At 42.4% G+C, this 20,545-nt stretch carries 15 protein-coding genes and 2 tRNA genes; 11 read left to right on the forward strand and 6 right to left on the reverse strand.

The window, feature by feature from the left end:
- Positions 1-149: 149 nt before the first annotated feature.
- From FM107_RS04940 to FM107_RS04975, 8 genes are all read left to right on the forward strand, one after another.
- A complete protein-coding gene (locus tag FM107_RS04940) occupies positions 150-563 on the forward strand; it encodes a hypothetical protein (protein WP_179204406.1) in 414 nt (137 codons plus the stop codon).
- Between the two features lie 18 nt (positions 564-581).
- On the forward strand, positions 582-2,534 hold the full coding sequence (locus FM107_RS04945; RefSeq protein ID WP_086947419.1) for a RagB/SusD family nutrient uptake outer membrane protein: 1,953 nt from the start codon (positions 582-584) through the stop codon (positions 2,532-2,534).
- Between the two features lie 1,097 nt (positions 2,535-3,631).
- On the forward strand, positions 3,632-3,847 hold the full coding sequence (locus tag FM107_RS20185) for a DUF4372 domain-containing protein (RefSeq protein WP_179204407.1): 216 nt from the start codon (positions 3,632-3,634) through the stop codon (positions 3,845-3,847).
- A 464-nt stretch (positions 3,848-4,311) separates the two neighbouring features.
- On the forward strand, positions 4,312-5,901 hold the full coding sequence (locus FM107_RS04955) for a sulfatase (RefSeq protein WP_218778922.1): 1,590 nt from the start codon (positions 4,312-4,314) through the stop codon (positions 5,899-5,901).
- Between the two features lie 19 nt (positions 5,902-5,920).
- Positions 5,921-7,642, forward strand: coding sequence for a family 43 glycosylhydrolase (locus tag FM107_RS04960; RefSeq protein WP_086947421.1), 1,722 nt, complete (start codon positions 5,921-5,923; stop codon positions 7,640-7,642).
- Positions 7,643-7,801: 159 nt separating this feature from the next.
- A complete protein-coding gene (locus FM107_RS04965; protein WP_086947422.1) occupies positions 7,802-10,165 on the forward strand; it encodes a GH92 family glycosyl hydrolase in 2,364 nt (787 codons plus the stop codon).
- A 459-nt stretch (positions 10,166-10,624) separates the two neighbouring features.
- Positions 10,625-11,350: a DUF6088 family protein gene (locus FM107_RS04970; protein ID WP_086947423.1), complete on the forward strand. Its 726-nt coding sequence runs from the start codon at positions 10,625-10,627 to the stop codon at positions 11,348-11,350.
- Positions 11,347-12,327 carry a nucleotidyl transferase AbiEii/AbiGii toxin family protein gene (locus FM107_RS04975; RefSeq protein ID WP_086947444.1) on the forward strand — a complete coding sequence of 327 codons (981 nt, stop codon included), beginning with the start codon at positions 11,347-11,349 and terminating at the stop codon, positions 12,325-12,327. Before FM107_RS04970 ends, FM107_RS04975 begins: the two co-directional genes overlap by 4 nt.
- A gap of 293 nt (positions 12,328-12,620) precedes the next feature.
- On the opposite strand, the gene FM107_RS04980 is transcribed toward FM107_RS04975, so the two are convergent.
- From FM107_RS04980 to FM107_RS04990, 3 genes are all read right to left on the reverse strand, one after another.
- Positions 12,621-12,705, reverse strand: a tRNA-Leu gene (locus FM107_RS04980).
- Between the two features lie 5 nt (positions 12,706-12,710).
- Positions 12,711-12,783 (reverse strand) — tRNA-Gly (locus tag FM107_RS04985).
- A 282-nt stretch (positions 12,784-13,065) separates the two neighbouring features.
- Complete coding sequence (locus tag FM107_RS04990; RefSeq protein ID WP_086947445.1) at positions 13,066-14,370, reverse strand: ammonium transporter; 1,305 nt, start codon at positions 14,368-14,370, stop codon at positions 13,066-13,068.
- A gap of 416 nt (positions 14,371-14,786) precedes the next feature.
- On the opposite strand from FM107_RS04990, the gene FM107_RS04995 reads away from it, so the two are divergent.
- Positions 14,787-15,824, forward strand: coding sequence for a porin (locus tag FM107_RS04995; protein WP_086947424.1), 1,038 nt, complete (start codon positions 14,787-14,789; stop codon positions 15,822-15,824).
- Positions 15,825-15,903: 79 nt separating this feature from the next.
- On the opposite strand, the gene FM107_RS05000 is transcribed toward FM107_RS04995, so the two are convergent.
- The 3 genes from FM107_RS05000 to FM107_RS05010 form a co-directional block, all read right to left on the reverse strand.
- Positions 15,904-16,347, reverse strand: coding sequence for a tail fiber domain-containing protein (locus tag FM107_RS05000; RefSeq protein ID WP_086947425.1), 444 nt, complete (start codon positions 16,345-16,347; stop codon positions 15,904-15,906).
- 97 nt (positions 16,348-16,444) lie between these two features.
- Positions 16,445-16,819 (reverse strand): hypothetical protein, encoded by a 375-nt coding sequence (locus FM107_RS05005; protein ID WP_143559432.1) that lies wholly within the window; start codon positions 16,817-16,819, stop codon positions 16,445-16,447.
- 96 nt (positions 16,820-16,915) lie between these two features.
- Positions 16,916-17,398 carry a regulatory protein RecX gene (locus tag FM107_RS05010; RefSeq protein ID WP_086947427.1) on the reverse strand — a complete coding sequence of 161 codons (483 nt, stop codon included), beginning with the start codon at positions 17,396-17,398 and terminating at the stop codon, positions 16,916-16,918.
- A gap of 65 nt (positions 17,399-17,463) precedes the next feature.
- On the opposite strand from FM107_RS05010, the gene FM107_RS05015 reads away from it, so the two are divergent.
- The gene (locus FM107_RS05015; RefSeq protein WP_086947428.1) at positions 17,464-19,899 is read left to right on the forward strand and encodes a bifunctional UDP-N-acetylmuramoyl-tripeptide:D-alanyl-D-alanine ligase/alanine racemase; all 2,436 of its coding nucleotides are present in this window, start codon (positions 17,464-17,466) and stop codon (positions 19,897-19,899) included.
- Between the two features lie 47 nt (positions 19,900-19,946).
- A complete protein-coding gene (locus FM107_RS05020; RefSeq protein ID WP_086947429.1) occupies positions 19,947-20,543 on the forward strand; it encodes a DUF502 domain-containing protein in 597 nt (198 codons plus the stop codon).
- Positions 20,544-20,545: the final 2 nt, after the last annotated feature.

Genomic DNA, 20,545 nt, shown 5'->3' on the forward strand with positions numbered 1-20,545 from the left:
AAAACACCTAATAAATTATTGGAATAATAATAGACGGGGTTCATCGGGCGGATACGTATAAAGGATTTGACTTGGGGGTGGTCGCGGTGTTTAAAAACGGAGGCACGCTAATTAGTTCCCTATATTCTTCTTCCAGCTATTTAAATCTAATGAGCGGGCGTCGTAATAATGTGGAAGTAGACTATTGGACACCCGAGAACACGGGCGCCGATTATCCAAAACCGGGTGGGATATCCAGTGGAGATAATCCGAAATATGGAAGTACACTTGGTTATTTTGATGCTTCGTATTTAAAAATTAGAACTATTTCGTTGGGGTATAACTTCGATAGCGAAGGATGGTTACAAAAAGCCGGCATCGGTAGTATGCGACTTTATGCAACGGTACAAAATCCTTTTGTATTATTCTCGCCCTATTATAGTGCATCGGGTATGGATCCGGAGCCGAACTCCCGGGGTGATGAGAATCAAGCCGTCTCTGGCTACCAAAGCAGGCTCATGATAATCGGTACCAATACCCCAGCCAATAGAAACTATATGATCGGGCTTAATGTATCATTTTAAAAAAGGAGAATTTTAGTTATGAAAAGTATATATACAAAAATAATTTCAGGCGTTATAATTGCAATGTTAACGCTGAGTGGTTGTTCAAAATTATTAGAGGAAGAGCCACGAAGTGTGTTCACACCCGATTTCTTTACAACGGAAAAAGGAGTAGTGGGAGGTGTAGCGGCATTGTATGGCCATCTAAGAAATATCTATGGGAACGGCTACTATTATAATGCTTGTTTGACCGGAACAGATGAATATACCTATGCGCAACAAGCAGACGGGAATTTTAAAGATATGGATTTATCGGGTGTCGGCTCGTTGACCCCCAGCAGTAGCCGATCGGATGTGCTGTGGAATGAAGCTTTTCCTGCGATAAATACCGCAAATGGTGTGATCGAAAATGCCGTGGCAGTAGAAGGTATCTCAGCGGCTTTAGTCGCCGAAGCTTATTTTTTCAGGGGATTTGACTACTTTATGCTTGTACAGAGCTTCGGTGGTGTTCCGCTGGACTTGGGCTCAGGCGAATTGATGTTCAATACCTCCACAATTCGAACATCTGTTCGCAACACTGTTCCCGAGGTATACACACGTGCCATCTTCCCAGACTTATTAAAGGGTATTGAAACCTTGCCGGATGTCGGACGGGTACAAGGAGGTGCAACGAAGACTTTGGCGCGACTATACCTGTCTAAAGCGTATTTGTCTTATGCATGGTGGCTCGAGAATCCGAATAATATCCCTACCTACCCAAGCACGGACCGTGTTGATCCGGACGGTCACGATGCGTCGTATTATTATCAAAAGGCCTACGATATGGCAGTAGAGGGGATTGATAACCCGGGAAGCTATGCGTTACAAGAAACATATTACGACGTGAACTATGGTCCGAACGATCGTAATAGTGAAATTATGCTCTACGCTGACCATACGGAAGATAGTGAATATTATAACGGGGGAAGTCATTCCTATGGTAGCGGTGGAGCACCTGACAATTTCTCCATTTGGATGGTAACTTGGGACTACACGTTTTTGGAAAGTGGAACAACGGCGCAATGGGCTTCCAGTGTGCGTTCGGTACAACGTGAAGCGTCACAACCGTACGGCCGACCATGGACACGAATGGCACCCACACAGAATGCTATTATCAACACGTTTGCCGACAAAGCTAACGATTCACGGTACGATGGAACATTCGTGACGACCTGGCGAGCTAACTGGGATAAAGGGGGTGTAGCCAATGAGGTTCTTTATAACGCGAATGGGATGGAAGTTCGGCCAGGAGACGCTATTTTGACCATTTTGGATACAGAACCGTCGGAGGCAGTCGATTACTCAAATACGACATATAATAGTAATGTGGGCGCCGGGGTTATTGCTGGACGCGCAGACTTTGTGATTCCTCCGAGCGCGATTAGTCGGCGCAAGCACCCGAATCTATGGAAATTAGGTACATATCGTACTGATAATGGCACAGGCTTAGGGCAGCCCAACGGCGGAAGTACACGCCCTTTCAACATCGCGAAATTTTCAGAATTATATTTTGTCGCAGCGGAAGCCGCGGTAAAGGGAGCGTCGGTTCAAGCTGGTAGAAATGCACGTGAGTTAATTAATGTCATCCGGGCAAGAGCAGGAGTATGGCGCTGGGATAACAACGGGAATGTCGAGAAAAATGACGATTTGAGCGCCGAAATGATCGCTGCAACACCAGCAACAATAACTATTGATTATATTTTGGAAGAACGTTCTCGCGAGTATTTTGGAGAAGGCTATCGGTGGTTTGATTTAGTCAGAACGCAAAAGTGGGATGAAATCTCGGGAACGTACCAAATTGCAGGTTCTGACATTAATGATCATACACCGCAAACGTTTACCCGAGACATTCAACCTTTCCATTACCTAAGACCTATTCCGCAAGGACAAATGGATGCGATGGAGCTGGAAGGTGCAGAAAAACAGGCTTATCAAAATCCGGGATATAATTAGTAGCGCGTACAAAGATGCGTAAGATATTCCAAACTCGTTCGCCTGAATTTCAAACGGGTGAACGAGTTTTTTTAACGAATTGAAGACCCAATTTTTGTGAATAAAAATGGTGTTCAGACAGAAAGTGGCCCTCTTTCCGAAGGTGAAAATAGCCGAACTTCAGTTGTCGTGACATGGATGTTTTTAAACTAAACTAGCGGATTTCAGCGATTTTTGGTTGACGGGGGGAATCGTTGCCATTCAGTTAGACATTTCGGAGGCTATATTTACAATACACACGCATGCCATGAAAATAAATTTATCATTTTTTATCGCTCCTTTAGGTGTTTGCCGCAAACATTCTTCCCGAGCCGACGAAGCCCCATACTGGACATAGTCTGCAGCATAATTTACTCGTGATGGTATCGTGAGAAATACCAACACACCAGAGAAACGCGCTTATCGCGCCAGAATCCGTGCTTGGGTGGAAGGCCCTGCCTGCTCATAACGTAAATTAAGGGACGAGCCTGCCAATGCTTACTCCTTGAAATAAATTAAGGTCAATCAATCAGTCGTTTTTATACCACCAAAGGAAATAGCTGCTCTCCATCACCTTCGTGCTGAAACCAGCCTTCTCATGTCATTTCAATTGGGCTGCGTCGCTTGTCATAGAATCACAATAAAAGCATCACAATTGCTACGACCAAGAAATAAAATGCCAAACAATATCACCGAATTGGCTGACTAAACAGAAAATACATATCATATCGGGAATTCGATAATTTATATTAAAAAAACCTAGGCTTTTGTAGAAGTAAAATAATAACAATAGTAACGAAGAAATAATCAAAAGTTTTAAAATCGCATAGGCAGTTAATTGGGGAACAAATAACACGATAATTACCGTACTTAAATACGTCATTAGTCTTATTGAACCAACATGGCTTTTCAAATATTCTGTCATTTTTTTATTAATATTTGTTTTCGAAACAATAGCATCCTATACGATTAAATAAGAAAGGTGTTTTTTAACGCAAAGCCTACCTTCGAGGCGCATAAAAAACGAACACCTTTATCCATAACAAATATCATATTATTTTCTCAGATTATCTCCAAGTTTGACCGTTCGCAAGTCAAAAAAATCACTCAAGAAGCCGCTGGATAAACTTAATAAAGGGCATACAAAATGGACCCACTTAGTCCTGATTCTATTTTGTCAATTTACGCAAAGTCAACCCGTTAAAGATATAAGTAACGGTTTACGTTCTTCTATTGATAAGCTCAAGTATAGAGAGGGGATTCAAACGACTACTTCCAAATCCAGCGTTAGCTGACCGAATAACAATATGGACTGTAGTCTATATTATTTAACCTTCCCAATTCGTTTGACAACGGTCTCCCTATTAAGATGATCGTTTTATTATTCAATAGTAGTACTGATGCAGTAAGTTTTTCGTAACAAATAAGATCCATGATTCTCGCTTTTGAGATTTTGACGTTTTTGATTCTGCGTGATCATTTAAATTAACAGTGCTATATCAAACACAGACTCAACCAATATTTGTTTAAACTGGTAAATAGATTTTGTGCTTTTCAGAGGAGGTTTGATCAGCATGATGATCGATCAGTATATGGTCTACTAACTGTTAATATTGGCTGCATTTTCCGCGTACTGGGCGCGAATGAAACTATTGGATATATTGCCTATCCATTTTATATCATTGGAAAAAATATTTTTGTAAATTTATCGGAGCCTATAAGTTATTCTTTTTAGGGTTTAAAAATAAAAGTAGTACGTATGTCTTTAACTAGGGAGAGTGGATTAACTAAATTGAAAGCGATGAAAGCAGTGTTTATTACCTTTATGAATGTAGCGATCGCTACCTGTGCATTTGGTCAAGTAGAACAAAAACAGCCGAATATCATTTTTATAATGAGTGACGACCATGCCGAGCAAGCTATTAGCGCCTACGGACATCCCATTTCTAAAGTAGCGCCCACACCGAATATCGATAGAATAGCAAAAGATGGAGCAATATTTATGAACAACTATTGCAGCAATTCGATTTGCGGCCCGAGCCGCGCCGCAATATTGACGGGTAAACACAGTCACAAGAATGGCTTTATGAAAAATGGGAACAAGGGCTTTGATGGCACGCAGCAAACTCTGCCCAAAATTCTTAGAGCGAACGGCTATCAAACTGCGGTAATTGGTAAATGGCATTTGCTGTCCCGTCCCACGGGGTTTGATTATTGGTCTGTCCTTAATGATCAAGGAGATTATTATAACCCCTATTTTATAACCGGACAGGACACAACCCGGCACATGGGTTATGTGACGGACCTGATTACCGATTTTACAAAGCAATGGATGAAGGATAGAGATCAATCTAAGCCTTTCTTTTTAATGATGCACCACAAGGCGCCCCATCGTAATTGGGTTCCTGCCGAACGCCATTATAGGTTGTATGAGGATGCTAAGTTTCCTGTTCCAGCCAATTATTGGGATGATTATAAGGGGAGATTTGCTGCCGGCAAGCAGGAAATGAACATCTATAGAGATATGTATGAAGGTCACGATCTGAAAATGGTGACCGGTGTAGATTCCGACAGCTTACTATTTGACCCTTGGCCCCATGCATTTATGGGTACGATGACCGAGCCAGAACGGGAACGTTTTTTTGAGGCATACAGGGATCGGAATAACGACTTTTACAGTATTCCACGTTCAGAGAGAGAGGTTGCGGAGTGGAAATATCAACGCTACTTACAGGATTATACGGCTACGGTTAAGTCGGTTGACGAAAGTGTCGGGGAAATATTAGATTATCTCAAAGCCAGTGGATTGGATAAGAATACGATTGTTGTTTACACGACTGACCAGGGTTTTTATTTGGGAGAACATGGGTGGTTTGACAAGCGTTTTATGTATGAAGAGTCATTTGGAATGCCGCTGCTGATGTCCTACCCAGGACATATAAAGCCGGGAACTAAAGTTACTGGACTAACTCAAAATATTGATTTTGCACCGACATTTTTGGACATCTGCGGAATCGATATTCCCCTTGATATACAGGGAATGTCGTTTAAATCGCTAGTAGAAGATGGAAAGACACCGAACAACTGGCGGCAATCGCTTTACTACCATTATTATGAGTTTCCAGGATTTCACAGTGTGCGAGCACACTACGGTGTGAAAATGGAACGGTATAAACTGATGTATTTCTATAAAGACGATCGGTGGGAGCTTTATGACCTGAAGGAAGACCCCTCGGAAATGCACAATATCTATGCTAAATCTGGTACTGACAAAATTACCCGAGATCTGAAAAAAGAATTAGTTCGTTTACAAGACCAGTACGATGTAAATGAAGAGTATCGAAAATGATGTATCTATACGATAAAGTATGAAAAGAACGGTTATATTTCTTTTTTTGATGTTAAGTATGACGATTATATTCGCGCAGACAATGCGGATGGACACGTACTGTAATCCACTTAATGTGGATTATACCTATATGATTTACAACGCTCACAAAGATATTTCCTACCGTTCGGGGGCAGATCCTGCGGTCGTTGAATTTAAAGGTGAATATTATATGTTTGTAACGCGCAGCCACGGATATTGGCATTCGACCGATCTGCAGAATTGGAATTTTATTCAACCTGAAATATGGTATTTCGAAGGTTCCAATGCGCCGGCAGCGCATAATTATAGAGATTCAGTGCTTTATGTTGCTGGAAATCCCTCAGGAAGTATGAGCATCCTTTATACAGACAATCCCAAAAAGGGAGACTGGAAAGCGACGCCGTCTATCCTCAATGGTTTACAGGATCCCGATTTGTTTATCGACGATGACGGACAGGCGTATATGTTTTGGGGATCATCGAACAAATTTCCTATTCGAGGAAGGAAATTAGACAAAAACCAGCGATTCATAGCTTCGGGCGACATCGTTGAGCTGTTTAATCTTGATGCCCAGAAACATGGGTGGGAACGATTTGGAGAAAACCATTCGGACACGGTGCTTGCAGGCTATATCGAAGGGCCGTGGCTGACCAAGCACATGGATAAGTATTATATGCAATACGCAGCTCCCGGCACGGAGTTCAACGTATATGGCGATGGCGTTTATACGGCAGATCACCCCCTCGGCCCGTACAGTTACCAACAGCATAATCCGATTTCGTATAAGCCTGGTGGATATATGAACGGTGCAGGACATGGAAGTACAACGCGGGGGCCGGGAGGTAATTATTGGCATTTTGCAACCATGGACTATTCGGTGAATATGAATTGGGAGCGACGGTTGTGCATGTTTCCAACATTCTTTGATCGGGACGGCATTATGTATACCGACACCTATTTTGGCGACTATCCGAGATATGCTCCATCGGTTCCAGACAAGGATGGACGGTTTAGGGGCTGGATGTTGTTGTCGTATAATAAGCCGGTCACTGTATCCTCGTCTCGAAATGGCTTTAGTAAAGCGAATATTACAGACGAAATCGCCAAGAGCTCGTGGCTCGCAGAGACCAACGACAGTACGCAATGGTTGATTGTCGATTTGGAGCGTGCCTCCGACATGTATGCCATTCAAATTAACTATGCGGATTATAAGTCTAAAATGTACGGACGGATTGCCGGTTTGAGACATCGTTACACAATAGAAGGATCGTTGGATGGTGAAGAGTGGTTTACTATCGTCGATAAGCGCGGTAATTTTAAAGATACCCCAAACGATTATGTTGAACTGGAGCGTCCTGTGTCAACGCGTTACGTCAGATATAATAATATCGAAGTGCCCACCCCGCACCTGGCTATCTCGGAAATCCGTGTATTCGGAAGAGGGACAGGAAAGAAACCAGCTAAAGTTAAAGGGTTTGAGTTACAGAGGCTTGCCGATCGAAGAGATGTTCGTATTTTTTGGGACAAACAGTCCAATGTTCAGGGGTATAACGTCCGATGGGGCATAGCACCAGACAAGCTGTATAGTTCATGGATGGTTTATGGTGCTAATGAACTGCAATTAAAAGCGCTTTCGGCGGATCAGGAGTACTATTTTGCAATAGAGGCATTTAATGAGAACGGGATATCAGCGTTAACAAAAACAGTGAAAGTTGATTAACCGGCAGAACATTACCCCAACCGACGGGGCTACAGCTGTGGGCATAAGGATATGTAAATCGTAGCAAAACAACGGAAAGATCCCTCAATTAAGAAGAAGAGAAAGACACTTATACCAAGCCGATAGAACGGCGATACATTATTAGACATTACTCGAAAAATGAAAAATACGAAGTTACTATTATTGCTCTTTATTATACCGCTCCTTGTAGAGCCTTGTTTGGCGCAGCGCGATACGATGCAAACGCCGGCGAAGTTTGTAGATCCGAATATCGGTTCGGTTCACAGTCGTTGGTTTTTTTACACGCCTGGAGCTGTTCCTTTTGGGATGGCTAAACTTGGTCCCTCCACAAACGGATCTTATGGAAACGCGAGTGGCTGGGAAGCCGTTGGCTACGAAGACGGTCATCGTTCTATTGAGGGCTTCGCCTGTTTTCACGAATTCCAGATCGGTGGAGTAATGCTGATGCCGACTGTTGGCGTGCTTAGAACGAAGCCGGGAACGCTTGAAAATCCCGACGAAGGTTATCGGTCTACCTATAAAAAGGAAAGTGAGCACGCAACTTCAGGTTTCTACTCGGTATTTCTAGATAAATATGACACCAAAGTGGAGCTTACCGCTACCGACCGAGTGGGGTATCAGCGGTATACCTTTCCAAAATCGGAGAGATCCTATGTGCTTTTTGATATTGGAAATAAATTGGGTGAGAGCGGATCAGTAGTTGATGCACATATTAGAATGGTTGATGGAACTACGGTTGAAGGGTATGTGGAAACGAAGCCGGAATATGTCAAAAAATTTCAACCGGAGGCAACGGTGAAAATGTTCTTCTATGCGAAGTTAAGTAAGCCTTCTATGAGGCAGAAGGTATTCTTTCGGGGGGATTCCATTATCGAACAAAATGAAATAAAAGGAGCAGGGGCGTGTTTGGCGGTGGAATATAAAACTTCCGATAAGGAACAAATTACGGTGAAGATTGGACAATCGTATACATCGATTGAGAATGCCAAATTAAATTTCCAGGCCGAAGGAGCGCATCAGGACTTCGATGCTGCGAAAGAGAAGGCGTCAGCGAGATGGAATGAGATGCTCGGACGAATACAGGTAGAAGGCGGTCCCTCAGAAAATAAGGTGAAATTTTATACGGGTTTATACCACGCGCTTTTAGGCCGCGGACTTGCCAATGACGTTAATGGCGCATATCCAAAAAATGACGGTACAGTCGGCCATATTCCGCTAAACAATAATGGCCTGCCCGAACATAATTATTACAACACCGATGCAATATGGGGTGCATTCTGGAACCTGACCCAGCTGTGGGCACTCGTGTATCCCGAGTATTACTCCGAATGGGTGAAAAGCCAGTTGCTTGTTTATAAAGAGACCGGATGGTTAGGGGATGGGATCGCCAACAGCAAATATGTTTCTGGTGTGGGTACAAATTTTACGAGCCTTGCTATCGCAGCAGCCTACAATTGCGGTATAACGGACTTCGATTATCAACTGGGTTATGAAGCAGCATTAAAAAACGAAGTCAATGGACAGCAGCGTCCTGCCGGTGCTGGAAAACTAGATGTTGAAACTTTCGTGAAAAGAGGATATAGTCCGTATATACCAAATCAGGATCAGCAGACCAGTAGAGATGATGCTGGGTCTGTTTTCGGTTCTTCCCGTACCATGGAATATTCGTTTAGCAGTTATGCGGTAGCACAGTTTGCAAAGCACCTAGGGAAGACATCAGATTATAGGAAACTTTCCAAAATGGCGTCTAATTGGGAGAATCTCTTCGATCCGGAAACTGAGCTCATTCGCCCCAGAACAATGGACGGCAATTTTTTAAAAGATTTTGATCCTTCGGCTGCCTGGGCAGGTTTTCAAGAAGGCAACGCTATACAATATACTTTTTATGTGCCGCACGAACCAATTAAATTGATTAATAAGGTTGGACAGGACGTATTTAATAATCGTTTAGATAGTATATTCTTGATTTCCCAAAAAAACACCTTTGGTGGAGGGAAAACGGTCGATGCGTTTGCGGGTGTAAGTGCTTTGTATAATCACGGAAATCAGCCCAACCTGCACGTATCTTGGTTGTTTAACTTCTCCGGGAAGCCTTATCTTACACAAAAATGGGTGCGTACAATATGTAACGAGTTTTATGGCACCGATGGCGTACACGGTTATGGTTATGGTCAGGATGAAGACCAGGGCCAACTCGGGGCGTGGTATGTGATGTCGGCAATGGGACTATTTGACGTAAAAGGATTAACGCAGATTGATCCCGAATTTCAGATTGGAAGTCCGCTGTTTGACCGGGTCCAGATCAAACTGAATAAAAAATATTATAAGGGTGATAAGTTTTTAATCCAGGTGAAAGGTAATTCGCCAGAAAGCGTATACGTGCAGTCTATTCATAAAAATGGGGAGGATCAGCAATCCGTCTTCATACCATTTAAAGATGTTGTAAATGGAGGGGTCTTGGAAATAGAAATGGGAAACAAACCGAATCTTAATTTAGAGTAAGGGGCCTTATACGTTTTCCAAATAAATTTGGGATGAAGTTTTTTTAGGAAATTGATGCTCCTTCAACGAAGTTGGTAGGAACCGCTGGTAAGCAATGATACTAATCGCGCCGCTTCCATTCTCAATAATCCCCTATATTAGCTTGGAGAAGGGGGCGGGGTGCGAGTTGGAGTTGTTATGAGTGCGAAGTTTCCGTTTCTACTACCTCGGTGTCGGGCGATTGCAAGAAGCAGCGAGTGAAATAAATCGACTTATTTACGAAGCGAGCTTTTTTAATTTTCTTTCAGTGATAAAAATCAAAACTATTGAATAGATAAAAAAACGCCATCGACAATATTTCAGTATAGGACAATTAGTAAAGTTTTTCTAGGACAAGACAACTTCATCTAATTTCAAAATGTCCAGTTTTTTTTATAATAAACTGGACAAATAAGCTATCTTTGCACTACAATATAAAGAATGAAAACATCTGAATATATAGCATTTACCATAGATAGATTACCCAAGGGTTATGTATTCACCTATACTGACTTTACTACAGATGTGAATCAAAAAGAAGCGGTAATAAAAGCCCTGAATCGTATGGTGGCTTCGGGCAAAATCACCAAACTTTCCAAAGGGAAATACTACAAACCCGAAAATACGCCCTTTGGTAACCTTCAGCCCAATCAGGCACAAGTAGTAAAAGACCTATTAGAAGAAAATGGAAAAATAACCGGTTATCTCACGGGATACAGCATTTATAGCCAATTGGGCTTAACCACACAGGTAAGCAATACCATACAAATCGGTAAAAATCAAGTTCGCCCTAACTTTAAAAGAGAACGATATACCATTGCTTTTGTAAAGCAAAAAAACACCATCACAAAAGAAAATATTCCTTTCTTGCAGATACTGGACGCTATTCGCTACATAAAAAAAATACCTGACGCCAATATAGAAGCATCTTGTAAGCGGTTTTTGGCGATTGTCAAAGATTTTACGGATAAAGAAATCAATACTCTGGTTCGCCTAGCATTAAAATATCCACCTGCTACAAAGGCATTATTAGGTGCGTTGTTAGAACAATTACAACAAGACAAAACAATAGAACCGCTTTTCAAGTCATTGAACCCAATTACTAAGTATAAACTCACAGGTGCAGCGAAAGTGTTATCTGCCACCGAAAAATGGAATATTATATGAAGTTGCATGAAAATAAAACCTTATTCGGGCAAGCAGTTCAGTTTACTGCAGATCAAATGGAAATCCCTGCCATATATGTAGAAAAAGACTATTGGGTCACTTATGCTTTGTTTACGATTTTCAATAATGAAATAGGCAAAGACACAGTTTTTAAAGGAGGGACGGCACTATCCAAATGCTACAATATGATTGAACGTTTTTCAGAAGATATTGATTTGGTCGTATTGAGACGAGAAGGAGAAACAGACAGCAAGTTAAAATCAAAATTAAAAGCTGTAAGCATAGTTGTAGAAGCCGTATTGCCCGAAGTGTCTATCGAAGGCATTACCCATAAGATGGGAATGAACCGAAAAACGGCACATTCTTACAACAAAGAATTTAAAGGTGATTATGAACAAGTGAGGGATGTTATAATTTTGGAATCAACTTGGTTGGGATATTACGAACCTTATACTACCAAAAGCATTGTTTCATTTGTTGGTCAAATGATGCTGAATAACAATCAGATGAGCATCGCTAAAGAAAATGGACTACTTTCTTTTGAATTGCTGGCATTAGAACCGATAAGAACCATTTGCGAAAAAATAATGAGTTTGGTTCGTTTTTCTTATGGTGAAACCCCAATGGATGACTTAAAGAAAAAGATACGGCACACCTACGATTTGCATCAACTACTTATGCAAGATGAGTTTTTACAATTCTTTCAATCACCGTATTTTGATGAAATGCTTTTAAAAGTAGCCAATGACGATGTTGCAAGTTTTAGAAACAATAATAAATGGCTGAATTATCACCCTAATGAAGCACTCATTTTTAAAGACTTAGAAAATGTATGGAGCGAGTTGAAAACAATTTATAACGGAGACTTTAAAAATTTGATCTATGGAGTATTACCAAAAGAAGAAGCCGTTTTGGAAACATTAAAAATGATTCAAAAAAGATTGAAAGCAATTTCTTGGAAAATAACATCTGTTTAGCATTTTCCCATAACCACGCAAACACATCATGCACGACATCTTGAGCTTCAGATTCATTCTTTAATTTTCTATAAGTAAAAATATAAAGGAGGTCACTATATCGGTCATAGATTTCCCGAAATGCAACAGCATCTCCGACTGGAATTAAATCCAGTAATTGAGAATAATAAATCTTCAGATAATCATTCTTTGTTATCATCAGATCCTTTTTTGCTTGATCCTTGTTTTCTCGGGACTTTTATGTGCTTAAAAAAAGAAAACCCTTGATTAACAATACGTTATCAAGGGTTTCGTACCTAGGGCGGGAATCGAACCCGCACTCCCTTAACGGGAACAGGATTTTAAGTCCTGCGTGTCTACCAGTTCCACCACCTAGGCAACTGAGCGAAAGACGAGATTCGAACTCGCGACCCCAACCTTGGCAAGGTTGTGCTCTACCAACTGAGCTACTTTCGCTTGACGTGGTGCAAAGATAGGACAATATAGTTTTCTTGCAAAATAAATTGTCAAAATCAGTGGATATAGCTCAAAATCAGTTTTAAATATTTTTGCTCGTATGATGAGGATCGTGATTGTTCGCCATAGTGAAGCAGGTGGCTAGGTTTAAGGGCACCAATAGTTAAATATATCCTCCTGCAATATGGAGCAGGAGGAATATTCATATTAGGTTGGTTTTAACAGGAGTGTTCTATCGGCTGATGCAAATGTTCCCTGTATAATTGGAGTTAGTGAAATGATTTAAAGTTCCTCGTCGTGCTGACTACGATCCAGTCCCATCACTTCAGCGGTTTCATTTACGCGTAGTGGTGTTAGTAGATCGGTAAGCTTTAATAGTAATAATGAACCAAAGAAAGCAAATGCTGAGGTACAGATTAGGGCAATTAGGTGGGCGACAAATAGGCCGGTCTGGCCAAAGAATAAGCCGTTGGTGGTGACCGCTTCGTTGACGTTACTATTTGCGAATACGCTTGTTAGTAACATTCCGACCATCCCACCCACGCCATGGCAAGGAAAAACGTCCAGCGTATCGTCGATGTCTCTTTTTGTTCTCCATATTACTACCAAGTTGCTCACTACAGCTGCCACCAGACCAATGACGAGCGAATGGGGGATTGTTACAAAGCCTGCGCCAGGGGTAATGGCGACGAGTCCGACGACAGCTCCGATACAAGCGCCCATGGCAGACGGCTTCTTTCCTCTTATGATGTCAAAGAATATCCAGCCCATGGCAGCCGCTGCCGAAGCGGTGGTGGTGGTCACAAAAGCGGAGGCCGCAAGGACGCCGGCACTACCGGCGGATCCTGCATTGAACCCAAACCAACCGAACCAGAGTAATCCAGTTCCTAAAATCACGTAGCTAATGCGTGCTGGCGTATGTATTTGTTCTTTGCGTTTGCCGAGGTATAGTGCTGAGGCTAAAGCGGCCCATCCTGCAGACATGTGCACGACCGTTCCGCCTGCAAAATCGAGGACCCCCAATTCAGCGAGTATGCCTTCGGGATGCCACGTGGCGTGTGCCAGCGGGGAATAGATGAAGATCACAAAAAGCGTGATGAAAATTAGATAGGAGTTGAATTTAATACGCTCAGCGAATGCGCCGGTAATCAAAGCAGGTGTGATCACCGCAAATTTGAGCTGAAACATAGCAAAGAGAGCGATCGGGACAGTTGGTAGTGCGGGCCAGACATCGTTTCCGAGCATACCTTTCATCATGTAAAATGTAGCCGGATTTCCAATCACACCACCAATATCTTCTCCAAATGCGAGGCTAAAGCCAAAAATGACCCATATAATAGTAACTAACCCCATGCAGACAAAACTTTGTAGCATCGTTGAAATTACGTTTTTCTTTCGCACCATTCCACCGTAGAAGAATGCTAAGCCTGGGGTCATCAGTAGTACTAAGGCGGCAGACATAAGAAGCCAGGCGGTATCTCCGCTGTCGATTGCGCTATCGGGGTTATTTATGACTTCTGTCGATGGCGCTAGCAATGCAAGTATAGCGGCTATCGTTAGAAATCCAAATGGAATTATTTTTTTCATCTGTGTCATTGGTTTTTTTTGTTTTTTTGTTTTAAATTTTAATTTTTTCCCTGTTTTTACTGTTGTTTTGTGATTGTTGTGTTTATTTCTTTGTGAATATGGTAATAAAATTTGATTATTTGTATAGATGTGTGATAAAAAATAAAATTTATTTAATTTATTTACTTGTTTGTTGGTTTTTAGTTGTGTTTTTGTGTGAAATATTGTAATATATTTTGATTTTTATTATTTTATGTAGTTATTTGTTTTACAAAACGATAAATTCTTATAAAATGTATTTGTTTAGGTGTTTTGTGTTTATTTCGCTCGGTCTTTGTAAGATTGTTGATTGCCTCTCTGTTTTTTTTGACTCATTTTTTAGGTTTTATTGTTTTTTTACTCACCATTTAATTGAAATTGTAAACGTAAAACAGAATATGAGAAAGCTATTATTAATTGCCTCTTTAGCATGTATACTCCTCGAGGTAGATGCGCAAGAAAGTTCACCGCTGGAAATTTCGGGCTATGCGGATGTATACTATAAATATGATTTCGCCGAGCGAGAGAATATCGGTACGTACTTTGCTAATGACCAAAATTCGATTTCTTTAGGTATGTTGGCCTTGGGATTAAAGAAGTCTACCGGGAAAGCTACATTTGTTGGAGAGGTGTCTTTTGGTCCGCGCGGGCAATATCTAACGATTCCTAACGGTGATGCTACGGACGCTGACGGTGAGAATTCATTTCATATTCAGAATATGTATGTTTCGTATGATTTCACCGAACAGTTTAATATGACGGCTGGGTATATGGGTACCTTTGTCGGTTATGAAGTCATCTCACCTGTAGCGAATTTTCATTACTCAACCTCCTATCTATTTGGTGCAGGACCATTTCAAAATGCAGGGATAAAAGCAACTTATGCGTTTTCACCGAAAATCTCACTTATGGCAGGATTGTTCAATGATTGGAACGTGTATCGCGATTTGAATGGTGTGTCACATTTCGGGGCGCAGCTGGCAGTTGAACCGTTCAGCGGACTCTCGGCATACCTGAATTTCCTCACTGGCTCTTCCGCTGGTGGAGCCGACAACTATAGCTCCGGCACGTTGATCGATTTGGTGGCAAATTATGCGATAACGGATAAAATTTTATTAGGCTTAAACGCGGCTGACTATTCATTTAAGGTCCGGGGTGGATACAGTGGTATCGCATTGTACCCCAGGTACGCTATCAACGAAAATATTGATTTAGGTATCCGGGCGGAATATTTTAAAGAAAAGGATGCGTTCGATGTAGAAAATCCGGAGTTTCTCTCCTTTACCATTTCTGCCAAATTAAAACATGGCGGGCTCTCCGTTATTCCGGAGTTTCGCTTAGACAACAATGATCAAGCAGGTTTTCTTAAAAGAGACGGTGAGAGTGCAACAAAACAAGCCGCACAAGCTTCTCTCGCACTGGTGTATGGGTTTTAGCTGTTAATGAAATAATCATCTGTGAAAAACGTTTTGTAAGGTCTCCGGCAAATCTGCCGGAGGCCTTCAAGCGTATCGATTATTTGTCGACCGGGCTATTCAGAGACTTTAACGCTTCGAGTTGCTTTTGTAATTCTTCGATCTGCATCTGCTGCTCTTTAATAGCGCTTACAAGAAAGGGTATTAGTTCAATTTGGTCCACTTCGTTAAGTTTTGCCACTTTGGTTGTATTTTTTGAGGTATCGTATATTTTTGAAACCGGTTTGACCAGCTGAGGAAAAACTAATGACACCTGTTCTGCAAGAAAACCATACTGAGTTTCCGCCGGCAATTTCAGCTTTTGGTAGTCTGTGGTGTTATAGGAATAGCTAACCGGGGTAAGGGCCGAGATTTTGGAGACTGCGGGGCCGATTTCTTGGACATTCATTTTCATAACTTTTTCATCCAGTTGCTGCGCTACGCTCAACTGATAGGTGCATAGGGATAGTATTAGACCGAGGCCGGATTTTATAGTATTATTCATACTGCATTTTTTTAAACGGTTAAAAAATGTATTTATATGTAACTTATATGTGTGATGGATGCGCAGGGACTAATTGCGATCGCTGGGTGACGTGTCGTTATTTTTCGCCGTTTGGAGGCGGGAAGCGAACTGCCAACGTAATAAAGGGTAGAGGATGCGTCGGGTGTATGCGAAATAATCGAGGAGCGGGTTGGGAGTGTGCTTCTAGCGGCTCGACGTGATTCGCTAGTAGTTCCTCGAAGGAGGACTCGGTCTCACTGGTGTCGTAGTTATGGCTTTCTAGCAACGCGATCGGGTGTGTATCAACGCTAGTGGACAGTTTTGCAAAGGTATATTGCCACTGAGCAGATAAGAAGAGGAGCAGGCCTGTGATAAGTGTTAAGAAAAAGACTGTATTTTTATTCATTTGCTCTAAAGCTTTTCGCTGCCTGTTGTTATTTAAAATATTAGTGCGTTCAGATAATAGATCCACGCTGATAGGAAATAAAATTAGCTTAATATACGCACGAAGCACCGTTATTTTTGTAATAAGTTTGTTGCTGAGCCATATGCGCTTAGTTCTCTGGGATTACTTTTTCCTGCTGTCTGTTTTCTCGAAGATCAGCTCGTTTTCATAACCTTTGCTCTGTAGAAAGCGAATGAGTTTAGCGCGTTCGGCGATCGAGAGCTGCTCTAGTGGTTTGGTGAGTTTACGATCAATGGTGTCCTCTAGCTTCTGCTCGTAATCGTCCAAGTCAATTTCTTGAAGCGCGGTACGGATCAAGGGGTCAGATACACGTTTTGCCTTTAGGTGCATCTTAATCTTGATTTTGCCCCATCCTTTCATGCGGAATTTTCCCAGTACGTACGCCTTGGCAAATCGCTCTTCATTTAAAAAGTTCTCTTCAATGAGAGTAGCGATGATGTTTTCGACATCGTTGTGGTGTAACCCCCATAGGTATAGCTTATCGCGAACCTCCTGCTGGGCACGTTCTTGATAAGCACAGAAGCTTTCCGCTTTGAGCTTCGCTTGGTGCGGAGTATAGCTTTTTTTTGATGAGGAATCGTCCATAATACAAATCTTCAAAAAAATCGCCACTTTTAGAAAATAATGATGAAATTTGACTACCACTTAATATGTATACTGTAGCAAAAATTATTTCCTTTCTTATCTATCGGGATGCGCTTATTGCCGACCCCGATCAGTTGATTGTTGATCTCTGCTACGATACCCGTAAAATATTGGTGGGGAGCAGAAGCTTATTTTTTGCTTTAAAGAATGTCCGTGACGGACATAATTATATTCAGGAGGCCTATCAGAAAGGTATCCGCGCTTTTGTCATCTCGGATGATTCGGTTGATCGTTCGCTCTATAGTGAGGCTACCTTTATTTTGGTGGATGATACGCTCGGCGCGATGCAGCAGCTCGCTCTGCAGCGCCGCTCGGACTGCAAAAAGGTGCGCGTTGTTGCCATTACCGGAAGCAATGGAAAAACTGTGGTGAAGGAGTGGTTAACACAGCTGCTGGGAAACGATTATAAAGTATACCAAAGTCCCAAGAGCTACAACTCGCAGATAGGCGTAGCGCTCTCGCTGTGGAATTTATCGGATGAGTACGATTTCGCTTTTATCGAGGCGGGGATAAGTGAGCCAGGTGAGATGGCTATTCTTGCGCGGATGATCCAGCCACAAGTTGGGATATTTACAAATATCGGTAACGCACATGCCTCGGGCTTTGCATCCCAACAAGAAAAATTGCTAGAAAAGTTATTGCTCTTTAGCCGGATGGGAATCGATATTATTTACCCATCGGCCTATAGACTTGATAAGTACTTGGGTGTAGCGCAGAATAACTTGTATGCTTTTGGAAGCCAGCCCTCGGACTGGATAACAGTTGACGGGATTCAGAACTCAGGACCTTTTAGTACAAAGATTAAAGTCATTAAGGCTGGCCAGCGGCACGAGTTTATCGTGCCATTTACCGACAAAGGGTCGATCGAAAATATACTTATCTGTATCACATTTTTATCCTACAGTGGGTATCCCTTAGCCGATATCGCGCAGCGCATAGCGGTATTAAGATCTTTAGAGATGCGTTTGCAGCTTAAAAAAGGAAAAAAAGGCTGCTCGATTATTGACGACTCTTATTCAAATGATTTAGCTTCGCTACAGATAGCGCTCGACTTTTTGATGCAGCAAAAGCAACACGAAAGTAAAACGCTGGTGCTCTCGGGTATGGAGGGGCTGGATGATAAAGTAGCAACAAAGCTTTTTGATCTGCTGGCTCGACATCCGCTAGCGCGCATCATTCTTGTAGGGGCGGAGCTCGCATTCCTGAAGGAACTCGCGGTGCCCACCATGCTATTCAGCACAACAGGAGAGCTACTCGCTGGAGCAGCGGAGCTGGACTTTAGCAACCAGACGGTTCTCATCAAGGGAAGCCGCTTTTACCATTTGGAAGACTTAAGCCGGATGCTGAGTGAAAAAACTCATGAGACAGTTCTGGAGATAAATCTTAAAGCGATCGAGTATAATTTGCAGCGCTACCGGGCGTTGGTGCCCCAGGGGGTGAAGATAATGGCGATGGTCAAAGCATTTTCCTATGGTAGCGGCAGCTACGAAGTTGCCAATCTGTTGCAGTATAATAAAGTAGATTACCTGACTGTTGCGTTCGCCGATGAGGGCGTGGAGCTTCGCCAAAATGGAATTACCCTTCCTATTATGGTCCTCAGTCCAGATGAACAGGTGTTTGATGCTTTAGTGACAAGCCAACTGGAGCCGGAAATCTATAGCTTCCGCATACTGTCGGCATTTATCGCGTTCCTTGCTCGTAAAGGTAAAGTGGGATTCCCGATACACATTAAGGTGGATACGGGAATGCATAGACTGGGTTTTATGAGCGGAGAGATCACTACCCTTGCTAAAATGCTGCGGCAGCAGAGCCAAGTGCGGGTGGCCAGCGTATTTTCGCACCTCGCCGCAGCAGGCGATCCGCAACATACGGAATTCACTCAGGGGCAGGTAGACAGCTTTAAGCTGGCCGCTTCGTACCTGGAAGAGGCTCTAGGATACTCCGTTATCAAACATATTTTAGCAACTTCGGGAATTGTACATCGGCCCGCGGATTGTTTAGATATGGTACGCTTAGGAATTGGTCTATATGGCGTATCCACGGGTGGATCATTTGCATTAGATACGGTCGGGATGCTCAAGACCACCATTACGCAGATCAAGTCGCTCAAAGCTGGCGAGTCAGTTGGTTATGATCGGCGGGGGCTGTTAACGAGAGATTCGCGAATTGCTACGGTGAAGATCGGTTATGCCGATGGCTATGATCGTCGATTCGGAAATGGAATAGGGAAGATGTCCATTCGTGGGCAGCTTGTCGATACCGTCGGAAATATATGCATGGACATGTGTATGCTTGACGTGACGGGACTGGAGGTATTCGAAGAAGATGAAGTGGTAGTTTTTCCGAATATTACCCAGGCCGCTCAGCACATTGGGACAATTCCCTACGAATTGCTGGTAACTATTTCTTCGCGTGTAAAAAGAGTGTATTTTTACGGCTAGGAACATAAAGGGCGAGAAGAAAAGATATAAGAAGTGAATATACGTTTATGATAAAAAAGTTTTTCCAACAATTACTCTACTATTTTATTAAAGGGGCGCTCGTTGTCGTTCCTGTCGCTGGAGCGGTATTTCTAATTGTGTGGGCTGTTGCTGCGCTCGACAACGCCTTAAATTTGACGGCACATTTTCTGCATGATGAGACGGGAATGCCGTTATATATTCCGGGGATCGGTATTTTAACCGTTGTTGTGGTTCTTATTGTGGTCGGGTTAATTTTTACCAACTTGGTCACCGCGCCTATTCGAGCCTGGTTAAAGCGCAGTATTGCTAAAATTCCCCTCTTTAATACCCTGTATTCATCCATCAAGGATTTTACCGAGGCTTTTGTAGGAGATGCTAAAAAATTCAATGAACCGGTTTTGGTGTTAGTAAATGAGACGGGGTTGAAAAAAATCGGTTTTTTAACACAGCGCGACTTAAGTAAGATTGGCTTAACCGATGAGGTTGTGGTATATTTTCCCTATTCCTATTCCGTCGCTGGGCAGGTTGTTGTAGTTCGTACCATACATGTTGAAAAGCTAAATATGAGTGCCACTGATGCTATGAAGCTTGTGGTGTCCGGCGGCGTGAGCGGGATTGAATAAAT

The sequence above is a fragment of the Sphingobacterium sp. JB170 genome, assembly GCF_900163865.1.
In the GTDB taxonomy this organism is placed as follows: domain Bacteria; phylum Bacteroidota; class Bacteroidia; order Sphingobacteriales; family Sphingobacteriaceae; genus Sphingobacterium.

Bases quoted from the DNA above. Each gene is read 5' to 3' on its own strand.
- FM107_RS04940 (WP_179204406.1), top strand. From the start codon at position 150: ATGAGCGGGCGTCGTAATAATGTGGAAGTAGACTATTGGACACCCGAG.
- FM107_RS04945 (WP_086947419.1), top strand. From the start codon at position 582: ATGAAAAGTATATATACAAAAATAATTTCAGGCGTTATAATTGCAATG.
- FM107_RS04955 (WP_218778922.1), top strand. From the start codon at position 4,312: ATGTCTTTAACTAGGGAGAGTGGATTAACTAAATTGAAAGCGATGAAA.
- FM107_RS04960 (WP_086947421.1), top strand. From the start codon at position 5,921: ATGAAAAGAACGGTTATATTTCTTTTTTTGATGTTAAGTATGACGATT.
- FM107_RS04965 (WP_086947422.1), top strand. From the start codon at position 7,802: ATGAAAAATACGAAGTTACTATTATTGCTCTTTATTATACCGCTCCTT.
- FM107_RS04970 (WP_086947423.1), top strand. From the start codon at position 10,625: ATGAAAACATCTGAATATATAGCATTTACCATAGATAGATTACCCAAG.
- FM107_RS04975 (WP_086947444.1), top strand. From the start codon at position 11,347: ATGAAGTTGCATGAAAATAAAACCTTATTCGGGCAAGCAGTTCAGTTT.
- FM107_RS04990 (WP_086947445.1), bottom strand. From the start codon at position 14,370: ATGAAAAAAATAATTCCATTTGGATTTCTAACGATAGCCGCTATACTT.
- FM107_RS04995 (WP_086947424.1), top strand. From the start codon at position 14,787: ATGAGAAAGCTATTATTAATTGCCTCTTTAGCATGTATACTCCTCGAG.
- FM107_RS05000 (WP_086947425.1), bottom strand. From the start codon at position 16,347: ATGAATAATACTATAAAATCCGGCCTCGGTCTAATACTATCCCTATGC.
- FM107_RS05010 (WP_086947427.1), bottom strand. From the start codon at position 17,398: ATGGACGATTCCTCATCAAAAAAAAGCTATACTCCGCACCAAGCGAAG.
- FM107_RS05015 (WP_086947428.1), top strand. From the start codon at position 17,464: ATGTATACTGTAGCAAAAATTATTTCCTTTCTTATCTATCGGGATGCG.
- FM107_RS05020 (WP_086947429.1), top strand. From the start codon at position 19,947: ATGATAAAAAAGTTTTTCCAACAATTACTCTACTATTTTATTAAAGGG.